The following is a 14486-nucleotide window of genomic DNA, read 5'->3' as shown; positions in this document are numbered from 1 at the left end:
GTCCTCCTACCGGTCGTTCAGGTGGTAGCCGTACCTGCCCATGAGCGGCAGCGCGGCCAGGGTGCTCAGCGCGACGCTCGCGGCCGGCAGGGCGGTACGCCAGGCCTCGTCGGGCCTGATGGCCACGGGCCCGGTACGCAACCGGTCGGGGTTGCCCGTCACGGTGTGGTTGACGCCGAGCCGGGCGGTGCCCCCGTCGATCACCGGGCCGGGCGGCGGGAGACCCGCCCACGCCATGACCCGGCCGATCGTCTCGGCGGGGCGGGCGGCGAAGTCCTCGTACCTGAGCCGGAGGCACCTTTCGGGGAAGGCGCTCGCGATCCACTCCGACGCCGCGTTGAAGCCGGTCCAGTACGTGCTGCTGCGCAGGGGGCTCATGGCCGGGATGTAGCCCTTGGCGCGGTGCCAGGAGTACGCGGTCGCCCTGGGGTCGCGCACCATGTGCAGGACCTGGGGGCGCAGGTCGGGCAGGCCCATGAGGTGGGCCGCCTCGGCGGGGAACTTGGAGGTGTCGACGATCAGCTCGGCGCCGAGCACCTCGCCGATCGCGGTGTAGAGCCGCCGTTTGACCTCGCCGACGCGCCGCACGTCGCGCGGCCGCGGGGCCAGGCCGCGGGCCTCGCGCAGGCGCTCGCGGGTGAAGCGGGTGCGCAGGTGGGCGTTGTGCAGCCGGATCATCTCCGTCGCGATGGCGTGGCCGTCCACCTTGAGCAGCACCTGCCGCCACACCTCGCAGTCCCGCAGGTCCTTGCCGCAGCCGCAGGTGCTGTTGGTGCCGGTGCAGAGCACGCCGTTGGACCACAGGTAGTTGAGCTCGCCCACGTGCGCGACGCCCGGCAGCTCGTTGAGCAGGTTGCCGAGGAGTGTGCTGCCCGACCTGCACCAGCCCGTGACGTAGAGCACCCGCGGCGTCATCGGCTCGCGGCCCGTCCGGCGGTGGCGGTCTCTCCCGCTGTGGCGGTCTCGGCGGCGGGCCTCCCGGCGGCGGCTTTTCTGACAGCCGCCACCAGGCGGTCGCAGTCGGCGCGGGTCAGATTGGCCGAGAGCGGGATGTCGATCGCCTCGCTGACGTAGCGCGCCGAGGCCGGGAAGAGGCTCCGCGCGGCGTGCGCGTCGTCGCCGAGCAGGAACCGCCAGTTCCAGAAGGCGCGGACGTTGACGTCGTCGCGGTCGCCGAGCGCGCGAGCGTCGACCCCCTCGGCCGCGACGGCCGCGGCGAACGCCGCGCACTCCCGCGGCGTGGCCCCGGGCAGCCGGAAGACCAGCGCCTCGCCGAGGTACGCGCCGGGCGCCACCGGTTGCCGGAGCGCGATCCCGTCGAGGTCGGCGAGCCGCTCGGCCACGTAGCCGTAGTTGCGGTGATGGGCGGCCAGCCGGTCGGGCAGCCGCTGGAGCAGGGCACCGGCGAGCGCCGCCCTGATCTCGTCCATGCGGAAGCTGAAGATGGGGAACGCCCGGTCGTCGACGTCCGGGACCTGGCCAGGGAAGTGGCGGGCCATCCGGCCTTCGTACGCGCCGCTGTAGACCACCGCGCGGGCGTACGCTTCGGGGTCGTCGGTGAGGAGGAAGCCGCCTTCTCCGGTGTTGAGCGACTTGTCGGACTGAGTGCTGAAGGCGCCGAAGTGGCCAAACGTGCCCAGGTAGCGGCCATCGAGCCGCGCGCCGAGCGCGGGCACCGCGTCCTCGACCACGAAGGCGTCGTACTCCTCGGCCAGTCGGCATATTTCCGGCATGTCGCTGGCGAAGCCGCGCATGTGCACCACCACGACCGCCTTGGCGCCCTCGTCCAGCACCCGGCGCAGGTCGCGCACGTCGAGGTGCAGGTTCTCCTCGCACTCCACGAGCACCGGCCGGTGCCCGGCCAGCAGGATCGCGCTCGGCGTGGCGGCGAAGGTGAACGCGGGGCAGGCGATCGGCGAGCCGGCGGGCAGTTGGAGCGCGAGCAGGCTCAGCGTGATCGCGGTGGTGCCACTGGCGCAGGCCAGCGCGTGCCGGGCGCCGAACACCTCGCACAGCCGCCGTTCGAAGAGCCCGGTAAATGTCTCCTCGTGCGGTCGGAAATCGTAACGGAAGAACAGCTGGGCGCGGAGCGCCTCCATGGCTGCGGCGAGGTCCTCCGGGCTGAGGAAGACATCACCCTTGTCATAAGTGGGCCAGGTGGTCAGGGGTGGATTCACCGGTCCCTCGAATCTGTTGTGCAAATAGCGTAGTGAATTGCGCGGTGGAGCTAAGAGCCGACTATCGCCTCAGATCCCGGGAAAGGCAACCCCCCTCGCGTGTGTCACAAATGCGTGATAAGCCGTCGAAGAACCCAGGCCCGAGAAAGGAACAAGCCCGTGACGGTCTCCGCACTGAACGCCGCGTGTCCCGATCGGGTGGTCGGCCCCGGCCACCCCGCTTATGACGAGTTGCGGCTGCTCTTCAACGGCATGCACGATCTGCGGCCCCGGCTGATCTGCCTGCCGCGCGACGTCGCGGAGCTGCGCGCGGTGATCCGCACCGCCCGCGAGGGCGGCCTGGTCACGGCGGTGCGTGGCGGCGGGCACAACGTCGCCGGGTACGCCTCCGTCGACGACGGGCTGGTCATCGACCTGCGGCTGATGAGCTCGGTGACGGTTGATCCGCGAGAACGCACCGCCACGGTGGGCGGCGGCGCCACCTGGAGTCAGCTGGACCTGGCCACCACGGCGTACGGCCTGGCCACCACGGGCGGCACCTTCGACACCACCGGCGTCGGCGGCCTGACCCTGGGCGGCGGCCTCGGTCACCTGATGGGCAGATATGGCCTTACCTGCGACAACGTGCTCTCCTATCAGCTCGTCACGGCCGCCGGGGAGGTGGTCGAGGTGGACGCGGAGCGCGATCCCGAGCTCGACTGGGCGCTGCGCGGCGCGGGTCACAACTTCGGCGTGGTGGCGGCGTTCCGCTTCCGGATGCACCCGGTGGGCCTGCTGTACGGCGGCTGCGTCGCCTACCCGCGCGCCGAGCTCGGCCCGGCCGTGCGCCTGTTCCGCGACCTCATGCTCGACGCGCCCGACGAGCTCAACTGCACGCTGCTGCTGAAAAGGTACGGTCCCACACACGTTCCGGCGGCGGTGATCTGCGTGGCCTACAGCGGCGAGGACGAGGGATACCGGACGGCGTTGGAGAAGCGGCTGCACGGGCCGGAGATCCTCGACTGGCAGCTCATGCCCAGGTCGTACCTCTCGCTGCAGGCCACGCTCGGCCGTCTGGCGTTCGGGCTGCGGCACTACTGGAGCGCCCGCTTCGCCGACGCCCTGCCCGACGAGCTGGCCGAGGCGCTGGTCGAACGGTTCTTGGCCGGCCGGTGGCTGGGGCCCTTCAGGGACGGGATCCTCGTCGAGGCGCTGCACGGCGCGGTGCGGCGGGTGCCCGCCGAGGCCACGGCCGTGCCCTTCCGGGGCGCGGGCTTCAACGTCACGGGCACGGCGATCTGGGCCGACCCGGCCGCCGACCAGGAGCAGATCGCCTGGGCGCGGTCCGTCGCGGAGGCCGCCGAGCCGTACGGCCGCTGGGGTGACGGATACATCAACTATGCGTCCACCGGCGAGCGGGCCAGGAAGACCTTCGGCGAGACGGCCTTCGACCGGCTGACCTCGGTGAAACAGCGGCTGGACCCGGACAATTTCTTCCGCGGCAACTACAACGTCGCGCCCTCGGCCGTCCGTTGAGCCGCGTCCACCGGCTCAACGATGCGTCGCCTCCCGGGTCATCGCCAGGTGGACGCCGTCCAGGGCGCCATGACCTTCACTGGTGGCACTCCGGTCCTTCACCGCCAAGGAGTTCTCGTGATCGTCCTCGGATACAACGGGTTCGGTAAGGTCGCCGAACTCTTCGCACGTTATTACGGGTCGACGGGAATCGACCGGCACATGCTCTACGGTCACGATTCCTCGGCGGCCCTCATGGTGGACGGAGAATTGGTCGCGGCCGTCGAGGAGGAGCGGCTCAATCGCGAGAAGAAGACCGCCAGGTTTCCGGTCAACGCCATCGAATGGGTTTTAAGGGAGGCCGGGAAGTCATTCGACGAGGTTGATGTCTTCGCGCATTCCTGGCGTTTCTCCCAGGACGTCATGAACAACATGATCGCCGAGATCGTGGACGCCGACGCGCCGGTGGACAAGAAATTCGCCAGGCTGCGGCGGCTCGACGACACCTACACCCGGATATTCAGCGAGGCGGCCATTCTCGCCGACTTCCACGAGCACACGGGATACCCGCTGACGGCCGAGAAGCTGGTCACGGTGCCGCATCACATAGCTCATCTGATGACGGGATACCACCTGTCCGGAGGTGGGGACGCGGCGTTCGTGGTCAGCGACGGCCGGGCGGAGTGGCTGTCGGCGATCCTCGGCGAGGTGCGCGACGGCAAGGTGCAGGTGTTCGACGACGCGACGGTCGATGGGGACAACTCGCTCGCCCTGATGTTCGCGGTGCTGACCAGGTATCTCGGCTTCGTCCCCAACAACGACGAGTACAAGGTCATGGGCCTGGCCGGCTACGGCCCGCCGCCGGAGCCCAACCCGCTGCTCAAGCACGTGGTGGAGCTGACGGGCGACGGCCGCTACACCATCCCCTACGCGCCGCGGGCCGTACGCGCCTACTACGCGCTGTTCGACCGGATCTTCGGCACGGACCCGGACCACCGGGAGGACTTCGACGTGCGGGTCCGGGTCGCCGGGGCCGCCCAGGAGATGGTCGAGGCGGTGACGGCTCACCAGGTACGCGCGCTGGAGGAGCGCAGCGCGCTGCCCCGGCTGCTGTTCGAGGGCGGGCTGGCGCTGAACTGCGTCAACAACACCAAGCTGCTCGAAGGGTCCAGGTTCGCCGAGATGGACGTGAGCTTCGGCGCCAGCGATCCGGGCGTGGCCATCGGCGCCGCCTTCTACGCCAGTCAGGAGGCGGGCGACACGCCGCGGGTCAGCGGCTCGCCGTACCTGGGGCCCGCCTATGGCGATGCGGAGATCCGCGCCACGCTCGACGCCCACGCGGGGCGCGTCGAATGGCGGGAGCTCGCTCCGGGCGACGTCGCGCGGGAGACGGCGGAGCTGCTGCGGGAGAAGTGCGTGGTCGGCTGGTTCCAGGGACGGACGGAATACGGGCCGCGCGCGCTGGGCAACCGCAGCATCCTGGCCAATCCGCGGTTCGGCGATATCAAGGACATCATCAACGACCGGATCAAGCACCGGGAGCCCTTCCGGCCGTTCGCGCCGGTCGTCCTCGAAGACGTGGCCCCCGAGGTGTTCGAGCTGGGGAAGAAGCGCGCCTCGCCGTACATGACGTTCGTCTTCCCCGTACGGCCCGGCTACCGCGACCTGATTCCCGGTGCCACGCACGTCGACGGCACGTCCAGGATCCAGACGATCCGTGAGGATGACAACCCGCTGCTGGCGGAGTTGCTGCGTGCCTTCACCGAGCTGACCGGGGTGCCCTGTCTCATCAACACCTCGTTCAACGTGGCCGGCGAACCCATCGTGTGCTCACCGGCCGACGCCATGGACTGCTTCCTGAAGACCGAGATGGATTACCTCGTGCTCGGACGGTTTGTAGCCACCAAATCAGCTCAGCGTTGACAACCATTTCAACGGGGAGGGACAGGCATGTCTCCTGGCGAGGAGTTCGCGTGGGCGGTGGCCGGCTCGCGGAACGGCGGTGACGTCGAGGTACCGTACCGGCTGGCGCTGACCGAGGCGTTCCCGCTGTTCAAGACCCGGCCTCGCTACACGGTCCGGCACCTGCTGAAGAGCGTTCCGGTGGGCGGCGGGCAAGTGCCCTATGTCCACGAGGCGCCGCCGTCCCGGCTGGAGCCGTCGGGGACGTCGTACGACAAGACACCCGAGTCGGCCTTCGCCTCCAGCGTCCGCGTGGCCGACCTGACCGAGGTCAAGGTCGGCGTACCCGTGCCCAAGGGCGTGCTCGACGAGCCCGGCCTGCTCGCCGCCTTCGTCGACTACCGCGTGCTCGTCCGGCTGTCCACGGTCGAGAACGAGATCCTGCTGCACGGCTCGGGCGACGGCGCCATCGACGGGCTGCTGCACCTGGCGGACTCGCGGCACGCGCCGTTCGACGGCGATCCGGAGGACGTGCTGACGGCGGCGGCGGCCGAGGTCGAGGAGACCGGCGGCTCGTGCGACGGGATCGTGACCCATCCCGGCCTGTACTGGAAGCTCGTCCGCGACGGGACGCTCGACCGGCTGGCGACGGCCGGCATCCGCGTCTCACGCACCCGCATGATCGGCACGGGGGAGGCGCTGCTCGGCGACTTCCGCGCCGCCGTGACGCTGCTCGACCCCGCGGCGTCCACGCTGCGGCTGCGCAGGGACGCCGAGGTCATCGAGGCGAGCACGCGCGTCGGGCTGGCCGTGCACCTGCCGCAGCATTTCCTGCTGGTCTCGTGAGAGGTGTCTGGTTATGGACCTTGGGTTGAACGGACGGGTCGCGCTCGTGGCGGCGGCCAGCAGCGGGCTCGGGCTGGCCGTGGCCCGCACACTGGCGGCCGAGGGCGCGCACGTCTCCATCTGCGCCCGCGAGCCCGACCGGCTGGCGCGGGCGCACGCCGAGATCGACGCCGCGGGACCGGGACGGGTGCTCAGCACCAGCGTGGACGTGCGCGACGAGACGGCCGTCGCCAAGTGGGTGCGGCGCACCGCCGACGAGTTCGGCTCGCTGCACATCGTGGTCAGCAGCTCGGGCGGGGTGCCGCACGGGTCGCTGGAGGAGTTCGACGTGCCCGTGTACCGGCGGGCGCTGGAGGACAACACGATCCCGCACGTGAGCGTCGTGCTGGCCGCCCTGCCCCACCTGGACACCGGCTGGGGCCGGGTGCTGATGCTCACCTCCGAGGCGGTACGCCAGCCGCTGCCCCTGACCGGCCTGTCGGCCGTCGCCCGGCTGGGCGTGCTGGGCTTCGCCAAGGGGCTCGTACCGAGCCTCGGCCCGCGCGGCATCACCGTGAACGTCCTCGCCCAGGGCTTCCACCGCACGCCCGCGCTCGACCACCAGTTCGGCGACGAGGCGGACGCGGCGCTGGCGCGGGTGGCCGAGGGCCTGCCCATGCGCAGGATCGGGCGGCCCGGCGACTTCGGGGCGATCGCCGCGTTCCTGGCCAGTGAGCACACGTCCTTCATCACGGGCGTGGTGCTGCTGGTGGACGGCGGAAACACCCGCGGCCTATGACCTGGGCGCGGACGTTCGCGGGGCTGGTGGCCGCGCTGTTCGCCACGTTCACGGCGTTCGGCGCGGCGGTGCCGGTGATCCCGCGACTGGTGACGGAGGAGCTGGGCGGCACCCCCTTCGCCGTCGGTGCGGCCTTCACCTCGACCGCGGCGGTGACGCTGGCGCTGCGCCCCTACGGCGGGCAGCTCGCGCAGCGGTTCGGCAGCCACCGGCTGATGCTGGCCGGGGCGGCGCTGGCCGCCGTCATCGGCGCCATGTACGCGCTTCCATGGGGCCTGCCGGGCCTCATCGCCACCCGGCTGATCATGGGCGTCGCCGAGGCGCTGCTGTTCACCGCTGGGTCGGTGTGGACGGTGCAGCTCGCGCCCGAGAGCCGCCGGGGTCAGATCGTCGGATGGTACGGCCTGGCCATGTGGGGCGGCTTCATGGCCGGCCCCGCCCTGGGCGAGTCGCTGTACCGCCTCGGCTCCTACCCGGCGGTATGGGCCGCCGCCGTGGTCCTGCCGCTCCTCGCCGTCGCGGTCCTGAGCCGGCTGCCGGCCGGCGCGCGGGTGCCCGTCGTGTCGCGCAAGCTCATCCCGGGTGCGGCGGTGCTCCCGGGGCTGGCGCTGGGGGCAGGGGCGTTCGGGTACGGCGTGCTGGTCGGCTTCGGCGCATTGGCCCTGTCCACCAGGGGGATCTCGAACGGGCCGGTGCTGCTCAGCGTCTTCAGCGCCGCCTACATCGCGACCCGGCTCGTGGCCGGGCGCCTGCCCGACCGGCTCGGCCCGATGCCGGTCATCGTCGTGTCGAGCCTCGCGGAGGCCATCGGCCTGGCCATGATCGGATTCGCGCCAGGCTGGTGGGTGGCGGCGGCGGGGGCGGTGCTCTCGGGGGCCGGGTTCACCCTGCTCTACCCGTCACTCGCGATGATCACGATCAGCCGGGCGCCGGAGCCGGAGCGGGGGGCGGCGCTGGGGGCGCTCAGCTCGCTGTACGACATCTTCTTCGGGCTCGCGGGGCTGGTCGGCGGGGTGGTCGCGGACATCAGCTATCCGGGGGCGTTCGAGCTGGCGGCGGTCGTGGTGCTCGGCTCCCTGGCCCTCGGGCCACTGGCGACGCGTCCGGTGTCTAGGTTGACATGAGGCCGGAGCGGTAGGCGAAGGAGACCAACTGGGCCCGGTCCTTGGCCTTCAACTTCGCGCGGAGCCGGTGCAGATGGGTGCGTACCGTACTGACCCCGATGTACAACTCACCCGCCACCTCCTCGGTCGACCTGCCCTGCGCGACCAGGAGCAGAACCTGCTGCTCCCGTGGCGTCAGCCCGGCCAGCGTGGGCTGGTCCAGCTCGGCGGGAGGGGGCTCGCGCTGCCTGAACCAGTCGACCAGCCGCTGCGTCACCACGGGCGAGAGCATGGTCTGCCCCCGGGCCGCCGCCCTGATGGCGGCGACGACCTCGTCCTGCGTGGAATCCTGGGTCAGCAGCCCGTTCGCGCCGGCGCGCAGCACGTCGGTGACCGTCTGATCGGTGTGGTCGACGGTGAACACGACCACGCGGGGCTCGGGGTCCAGCTTCTCGGCCCGTAATCGCTGGATCAGCTCCAGTCCGGACAGCCCGCCCAGCGTCAGTCCGGTGACCACCACCTCGGGATGATGCTTGCGGGCGAGCATGATCGCATGGACTCCGCTGTCGGTGGTCTCGATCACGTTGACGTCGTGCCGGGACGCCAAGATCGTCAATAGGCCGAACCGGGTAATCGCGTATTTATCACAGATAATCACTCTTAGTGACGCACCGCACATGCGAACTCTTTTCCGTGATTTCTGGGCAGCATGTCACATCTGTTCGGTTATGCCGTGACACGGCGCCAAAAATCAGGATTTAGGCCCTTTTTCGACTGTGAGCTGGGGGGCGCGTAAGACGCCCTGTCATGCGGAGCGTGACGGCGTCCTACTGGGCGGAGAGCAGGAACAGCGTGTAGGCCGCCAGCGTCGCGGCGTCCGCGATCTCGCCGGTGCGGATCATGGCCTCGAAGTCACCCCGCCTGAACCACCGGTGCAGCAGGTCCTGCTCCTCGACCTCCAGCTCGTTGGGCCCCGGCTCCAGCCCCGTCGCCACGAACACGTCGAAGACCTGGGACGACATGCCCTTGGCGGAGTTCAGCCGCCCGAGGTGCCGCATGTGCGCCGCCGTCAGTCCCGTCTCCTGGCGCAGCTCCTCGTGCGCCAGGTGCTCGGGGTCGCCGGTCTCTTTGTTGGGGAACGCGCCCTGCGGGAACTCCCATGAGCGGGCGCGGATCGGATAGCGGTACTGCTCCACCAGATGCAGCCCGTCGTTCTCGATCGGGATGACCAGCGCGTAGTCGGGCTTCTCGACGTAGGAGTAAATGCCTTCGGAGCCGTCCAGGCGGCGGATGCGGTCCTCGCGCATGCGCAGGTACGGGCTCTCGTACACGACCTGGGTCGAGAGGCGCCTGATCGGGTGTTCGCTGTCCGGTGGTCCGTCCATGATCCCTACTCGGTTCGCGCGGTGAAGTCGGCGAAGTCGAATCCCGGCGAGACGACGCAGCTCACCAGGACCTCCTCGCCGGCCGCCGGCCTGGCCGACTGCCACACCCCGCCCGGGACCACGGCCTGCGGCACCTGGCCGTCCTCGACCCGCGGGCCGAGGATGACGGTCTCGTCGCCGATGGTCAGGCTCAGCGGGCCGCCCCGGTGCCACAGCCACACCTCGTCGGACCGGACCACGTGCGGGACCGACTCCTCGCCCGGCCCCAGCAGGAAGTAGATGCCGGTGGCGGAGGCGCGGGCGCCGGGGTAGCCGGCGGGCAGGAAGGAGACGGGCGCCCGCCAGGTCTCGCGGAACCAGCCGCCCTCGGGGTGGGGCAGCAGGTCCAGGGCCTGGGCGATGGGCGGGCGGTCCACGAACGCGACGGCCGCGCCGGTGACGTCACGGCGCAGGAAGCGGGTGCCGTCGAGGACCAGCTGCCCGTCCAGCTCCTTGGCCAGCTCACTGGCCAGGGCCGCGGCCTCGTCGGCGACCTCGACGGACGGGCCGCTGGGGTAGATCGTCAGCTCCACGTGGGTGATCCTACGTGCTCGGTATTCGTGGCGGTCGAATGACGTCGCCGAAGCCTGACGAGCTGGTGATATGGATCTTCTTCGCGGATCCGGCGGAGCGGCGGTAATTGTCGGTCGGGCTGGCTAGTCTGCGGCAAGTGATCGAACGGTGGAGCCGTGATCAGGTGCTCGCCCTCGCCCCCGACGCCTCGTCCCAGAAGGCGGCGCAGGGCGTGGCGGCACCCGGCAAATGGACCTTGCGCGGCGTGACTGACGACGTGCTGTTCGGCGCGTGCAAGGGGAGCGGGGCCACGCCCTACCTGGCGTGTGTCGACCTCTCCGAGCCCGCATATCGGTGCAGTTGCCCCAGCCGGAAGTTCCCGTGCAAGCACGCGCTCGGGCTGCTGCTCATGTGGTCGGCGGACGGGGTGCCCGCCGCCGACTCGCTGCCGCCGTGGGCGGCGGAGTGGGTCGCCCAGCGCACCGAACGCGCCGCGAAGGCGGCGGCCAAGCTAGAGGCGGCCCGCGCCCGAGCCGCCGCCGAAGCCGCTGGCGACCCGGAGTTGGCGGACGGGCAGGCATGGGACTCGGACGCCGGGCTGGGCTCGGACGCTGATCTGGACTCGGGTGCGGCCTCGGGCTTGGGGTCGGGTTCGGGTGGTGGGCCGGATTCGGCCTCGGGTTTGGGCGAGGGCTCTGCCTCGGGCGGGGGCTCGGGTGGTGCGGCGGGCGCGGTGGCTGGTGGTGGGTCCGGTCTGGGGGCGTCGGCCACGCCGGGTGGTGGTCGGGGTGCGGGGGCCGAGTCCGTACGGCATGCGCGGGTGGCCGCCGGGCTGGCCGAGCTCGAACGGTGGCTGGCCGACCAGGTGCGGCAGGGCCTGGCGGGGACCGACGCCGACGAGTGGGACGAGCTGGCCAAGCGCCTCGTCGACGCCCAGGCGCCGGGTGTCGCCAACGTCCTCTCCCGGCTACGGGAGGTGCGCATGGCCGACGACTGGCCGAGCCGGCTGCTGGCCGAATACTCGCTGATCAACCTGCTGGCGGTCGCCTACCGGCGGCGGGCCGAGCTGCCGGGGCCGTTGCGCCAGACCGTCCTGATCCGTGCGGGCTTCCCCGTCGCACGGGAGGACGTGCTGGCCCGGCCGGCGGTGCGCGACCGGTGGCACGTGGTGGGCAGGCGTGACGAGGAACACGACCGGCTGATCGCCCGCCGGGTCTGGCTCCGGGGCCACGACACGGGCCGGGCGGCGCTGGTCCTCTCGTTCGCCGCCTCCGGCCAGCCGCTCGACGCCTCGCTGGTCACCGGCACCACGATCGACGCCGACGTCGCCTTCTACCCGGGCGCCGCACCCCTCCGCGCCCTGGTGGCCACCCGCCACCCCGTCCCTCGGAGCGTCCCCGCCGACCGGGGACATCCCGCCGATCGCGGCCTCCCCACCGACCGGAGCGCGCTCGCTGGTCGGAGGGAAGCCGTCGGCCCGAGCGAAGCCGCTGACCCGAGTGCGGTTGCCGGTCAGAGTGACGCCGCTACCCGGGGTGGTCTCGGTGGCCGGGTTCCGCCGGGGACGTCGCCGGAGGAGGCGCTTGGCGAGATCGCCGCCGCCGTCACCGCCGATCCGTGGACCGACTCCTGGCCTGTCGTGCTGGCGGGGGTGGTTCCGGGCCGGACGTCCGTGGGCGGGTTCCCGCTGCACCCGAGGTCCCGCGACCCGTGGCGGCTGATCGCCGTGTCCGGCGGGCGTCCGGTGACGGTGGCCGCCGAGTGGACGCCGCTGGGCCTGCGCCCCCTGACCACCTGGGCTGACGACGGAACGGCGGTGATCCTGTGACCTGGGAGGACCTGGCCTCGACGGCGCTGGTCGGCACCGACCGCAGACCGTACGAGGGAGAACTGCTCGAAAGCGCCGCCGTGGAGGTGGTGCGCCGGCGCGCCGGTCAGCGACTTGGCGAGACGACCGAGCAGGAGCGGGCGGACGACGAGGAGTTGCCCGCCGTGAGCGCGCGGGCGGCCGAGCGGCTGGCCAGGATCCTGGGCGGCGAGTACGACCGCCTGCTCCCCGAATGGCTGGCCGCCGCGTCCACGGCGGGCCGCAGAGTGCCCCCGTACGTCCTTCCCGAGCTGCTGGACCGGGGCAGGCGCGACCAGTCGATCAGGTCCCACCTCGGCCTGGTCGCCGGGCAGCGCGGCAGGTGGCTGGCCGCCCTGAACCCGGCCTGGGCGTACCTGCTCGAAGAGCCGACCGGTGAGACGTGGGAGCTGGGCAGCCCGGCCGACCGCCGCGCCTACCTGAGCCATCTCAGGAGGCAGGAGCCCAAGCGGGCCAGGGAGCTGCTGGAGACGGGCTGGGAGCGCGAGGAGCCCGACGACCGGGCGGCGTTCGTCGAGGTGCTGGCCGACGGACTGTCCATGGACGACGAGCCGTTCCTGGAGCAGGCCCTCGACGACCGCAGGCGAGAGGTGCGCCAGCAGGCCGCCAACCTCCTCACCCGCCTGCCCGAGTCGCGGCTGGCCCAGCGCATGGCCGTACGCGCTCGAAGCTGCCTGACCTTCACCAAGGGCACGATCTCCGTCGAGGCGCCCAAAGCGTGCGATGCGGCGATGGAGCGCGACGGCATCCGGGCCAAGCCCCCGAGGGGGATCGGCGAGCGGGCCTGGTGGCTCCAGCAGGTCGTCGCCCGCGCGCCCCTCGGGCTCTGGGGCAGGCCCGCCAAGCTGCTCCAGATGAAGATCGCCGACTGGGACGCCGAGGTGAAGGCCGCCTGGGTACGCGCGGCCGTGCTGCAGCGGGATCCGGAGTGGGCGCGGGCGATGTTCGCGTGGGACCCGATCGCGGATCTGCTGGAGGCGCTGGGGCCGGACGAGCAGCAGCGGCTCGCCGCTGATTTCGTGAAATTGCATGACCTGGACAGCCAATTGATCATGGTGCTGGGCGGCGTGTCCTCGCACTGGCGGGAGGGCCTGGCGACGGCCGTCCTCCGCAAGATCATCAAGGTGGCCACCACCCAGCCGTGGAACCTCGGCGAGCTGATCAAACTGGCCGGCGAGCGCATCGACCCGTCGCTCGCCGAGCTGGCAGAAGGCTACTCGCCCGTGCCGCCCATTCAGCAGGTCGCCGCCCTGCTGCGCTTCCGTGCCGACATGTTGAAGGAGCTCTCATGACCGTTTTGCGGCCCCATGCCGAAGACCAGTACGCCGAAGAGCTGGCGGTGCTCGCCAAGGACGACGATCGGACCAGGCCGCCCGGCTGGAAGCTGTCGCCATGGGCCGTGACCACGTACATCCTGGGCGACGGCCGCCAGATCACCCCGAAGTACGTAGGCGCCCGCCGCATCGTCGAGGTCGCCGTCGCCACCTTGGCCACCGACCGCGCGCTGCTGCTGCTCGGCGTGCCCGGCACGGCGAAGACCTGGCTGTCCGAGCACCTGGCCGCCGCGATCAGCGGCGACTCGACCCTGTTGGTGCAGGGCACGGCGGGAACGGCCGAAGAGGCCATCCGCTACGGCTGGAACTACGCGCGGCTGCTGGCCGAGGGCCCGTCCATGGAGGCGATGACCCCGTCGCCCGTCATGCGGGCCATGGCCGAGGGCCGGATCGCCCGCGTCGAGGAGCTCACGCGCATGCCCTCCGACGTTCAGGACGCGCTGATCACCGTGCTGTCGGAGAAGACGCTGCCGATCCCCGAGCTCAACCGCGAGGTGCAGGCCGAACGCGGCTTCAACGTGATCGCCACCGCCAACGACCGCGACCGGGGCGTCAACGAGCTGTCCAGCGCCCTGCGCCGCCGTTTCAACACGGTTGTCCTTCCGGTGCCCGCCACCGCCGAGGAGGAGGTCGACATCGTCTCGCGCCGCGTCACCCAGCTCGGCCGCTCGCTGGAGCTGCCCGAGACCAGCACGGGGCTGGCGGAGATCCGCCGGGTGGTGACGGTGTTCCGGGAGCTGCGCACGGGTGTGACGGAGGACGGCAGGACCAAGGTCAAATCGCCCAGCGGCACTCTGTCCACGGCCGAGGCGATCTCGGTTCTGACCAGCGGCATCGCGCTGGCGGCCCACTTCGGCGACGGTGTGCTGCGGCCTTCCGACGTGGCCGCCGGGATCGTGGGCGCGGTGGTGCAGGAGCCGGTGTCCGACCGGGTGGTGTGGCGCGAATACCTCGAAACGGTCGTCCGCGAGCGCTCCGACTGGCGCGACTTCTACCGTGCCTGCCGCGAGGTGTCGTGAGGTGCGTCAGCGGTCTCCCGACCGCCGGC

The 14486-nt window shown here is 71.3% G+C and carries 13 protein-coding genes; 8 read left to right on the top strand and 5 right to left on the bottom strand.

What is annotated here, in order from left to right; genetic code table 11:
* Window positions 1-6 precede the first annotated feature (6 nt).
* Complete coding sequence (locus AB0B91_RS01675) at window positions 7-903, bottom strand: sulfotransferase (RefSeq protein WP_358313616.1); 897 nt, start codon at window positions 901-903, stop codon at window positions 7-9.
* An 8-nt stretch (window positions 904-911) separates the two neighbouring features.
* On the bottom strand, window positions 912-2177 hold the full coding sequence (locus tag AB0B91_RS01670) for an aminotransferase class I/II-fold pyridoxal phosphate-dependent enzyme (RefSeq protein WP_358313613.1): 1266 nt from the start codon (window positions 2175-2177) through the stop codon (window positions 912-914).
* Between the two features lie 159 nt (window positions 2178-2336).
* Between AB0B91_RS01670 and AB0B91_RS01665 the strand changes: the two genes are divergently transcribed.
* The 5 genes from AB0B91_RS01665 (at window position 2337) to AB0B91_RS01645 (ending at window position 8321) form a co-directional block, all read left to right on the top strand.
* Window positions 2337-3692: an FAD-binding oxidoreductase gene (locus tag AB0B91_RS01665; protein WP_358313610.1), complete on the top strand. Its 1356-nt coding sequence runs from the start codon at window positions 2337-2339 to the stop codon at window positions 3690-3692.
* A gap of 117 nt (window positions 3693-3809) precedes the next feature.
* Complete coding sequence (locus AB0B91_RS01660; RefSeq protein ID WP_358313607.1) at window positions 3810-5594, top strand: carbamoyltransferase C-terminal domain-containing protein; 1785 nt, start codon at window positions 3810-3812, stop codon at window positions 5592-5594.
* A gap of 27 nt (window positions 5595-5621) precedes the next feature.
* The gene (locus AB0B91_RS01655; RefSeq protein ID WP_358313604.1) at window positions 5622-6419 is read left to right on the top strand and encodes a family 3 encapsulin nanocompartment shell protein; all 798 of its coding nucleotides are present in this window, start codon (window positions 5622-5624) and stop codon (window positions 6417-6419) included.
* A gap of 13 nt (window positions 6420-6432) precedes the next feature.
* Window positions 6433-7197: an SDR family oxidoreductase gene (locus tag AB0B91_RS01650; RefSeq protein WP_358313601.1), complete on the top strand. Its 765-nt coding sequence runs from the start codon at window positions 6433-6435 to the stop codon at window positions 7195-7197.
* Window positions 7194-8321, top strand: coding sequence for an MFS transporter (locus tag AB0B91_RS01645; RefSeq protein WP_358313598.1), 1128 nt, complete (start codon window positions 7194-7196; stop codon window positions 8319-8321). Before AB0B91_RS01650 ends, AB0B91_RS01645 begins: the two co-directional genes overlap by 4 nt.
* Here AB0B91_RS01645 and AB0B91_RS01640 read toward each other — a convergent pair.
* The 3 genes from AB0B91_RS01640 to AB0B91_RS01630 all read right to left on the bottom strand — a co-directional run bounded on the left by AB0B91_RS01640 (window position 8308) and on the right by AB0B91_RS01630 (window position 10257).
* The gene (locus AB0B91_RS01640; RefSeq protein ID WP_358313595.1) at window positions 8308-8979 is read right to left on the bottom strand and encodes a response regulator transcription factor; all 672 of its coding nucleotides are present in this window, start codon (window positions 8977-8979) and stop codon (window positions 8308-8310) included. The genes AB0B91_RS01645 and AB0B91_RS01640 overlap by 14 nt on opposite strands.
* A gap of 148 nt (window positions 8980-9127) precedes the next feature.
* Window positions 9128-9685 carry an NUDIX hydrolase gene (locus tag AB0B91_RS01635; RefSeq protein ID WP_358313592.1) on the bottom strand — a complete coding sequence of 186 codons (558 nt, stop codon included), beginning with the start codon at window positions 9683-9685 and terminating at the stop codon, window positions 9128-9130.
* Window positions 9686-9690: 5 nt separating this feature from the next.
* The gene (locus AB0B91_RS01630) at window positions 9691-10257 is read right to left on the bottom strand and encodes a cupin domain-containing protein (protein WP_358313589.1); all 567 of its coding nucleotides are present in this window, start codon (window positions 10255-10257) and stop codon (window positions 9691-9693) included.
* A gap of 137 nt (window positions 10258-10394) precedes the next feature.
* On the opposite strand from AB0B91_RS01630, the gene AB0B91_RS01625 reads away from it, so the two are divergent.
* From AB0B91_RS01625 to AB0B91_RS01615, 3 genes are read left to right on the top strand one after another with little or no spacing between them, the layout of a single operon-like run.
* Window positions 10395-12065, top strand: coding sequence for an SWIM zinc finger family protein (locus AB0B91_RS01625; protein WP_358313586.1), 1671 nt, complete (start codon window positions 10395-10397; stop codon window positions 12063-12065).
* Complete coding sequence (locus tag AB0B91_RS01620) at window positions 12062-13396, top strand: DUF5691 domain-containing protein (protein WP_358313583.1); 1335 nt, start codon at window positions 12062-12064, stop codon at window positions 13394-13396. Before AB0B91_RS01625 ends, AB0B91_RS01620 begins: the two co-directional genes overlap by 4 nt.
* Window positions 13393-14457, top strand: coding sequence for an AAA family ATPase (locus tag AB0B91_RS01615; RefSeq protein ID WP_214642654.1), 1065 nt, complete (start codon window positions 13393-13395; stop codon window positions 14455-14457). Before AB0B91_RS01620 ends, AB0B91_RS01615 begins: the two co-directional genes overlap by 4 nt.
* The last annotated feature ends 29 nt before the right edge of the window (window positions 14458-14486 follow it).

It is taken from the genome of Nonomuraea sp. NPDC049141 (genome assembly GCF_040648415.1).
Lineage (GTDB): Bacteria > Actinomycetota > Actinomycetes > Streptosporangiales > Streptosporangiaceae > Nonomuraea.
The sequence above is the reverse complement of the archived record's forward strand: the minus strand, read 5'-3'. Positions and strand labels throughout refer to the sequence as shown.

Coding starts and splice junctions, on each gene's coding strand:
- AB0B91_RS01650 (WP_358313601.1), top strand. CDS start 6,433: ATGGACCTTGGGTTGAACGGACGGGTCGCGCTCGTGGCGGCGGCCAGC.
- AB0B91_RS01645 (WP_358313598.1), top strand. CDS start 7,194: ATGACCTGGGCGCGGACGTTCGCGGGGCTGGTGGCCGCGCTGTTCGCC.
- AB0B91_RS01635 (WP_358313592.1), bottom strand. CDS start 9,685: ATGGACGGACCACCGGACAGCGAACACCCGATCAGGCGCCTCTCGACC.
- AB0B91_RS01615 (WP_214642654.1), top strand. CDS start 13,393: ATGACCGTTTTGCGGCCCCATGCCGAAGACCAGTACGCCGAAGAGCTG.
- AB0B91_RS01655 (WP_358313604.1), top strand. CDS start 5,622: ATGTCTCCTGGCGAGGAGTTCGCGTGGGCGGTGGCCGGCTCGCGGAAC.
- AB0B91_RS01640 (WP_358313595.1), bottom strand. CDS start 8,979: ATGTGCGGTGCGTCACTAAGAGTGATTATCTGTGATAAATACGCGATT.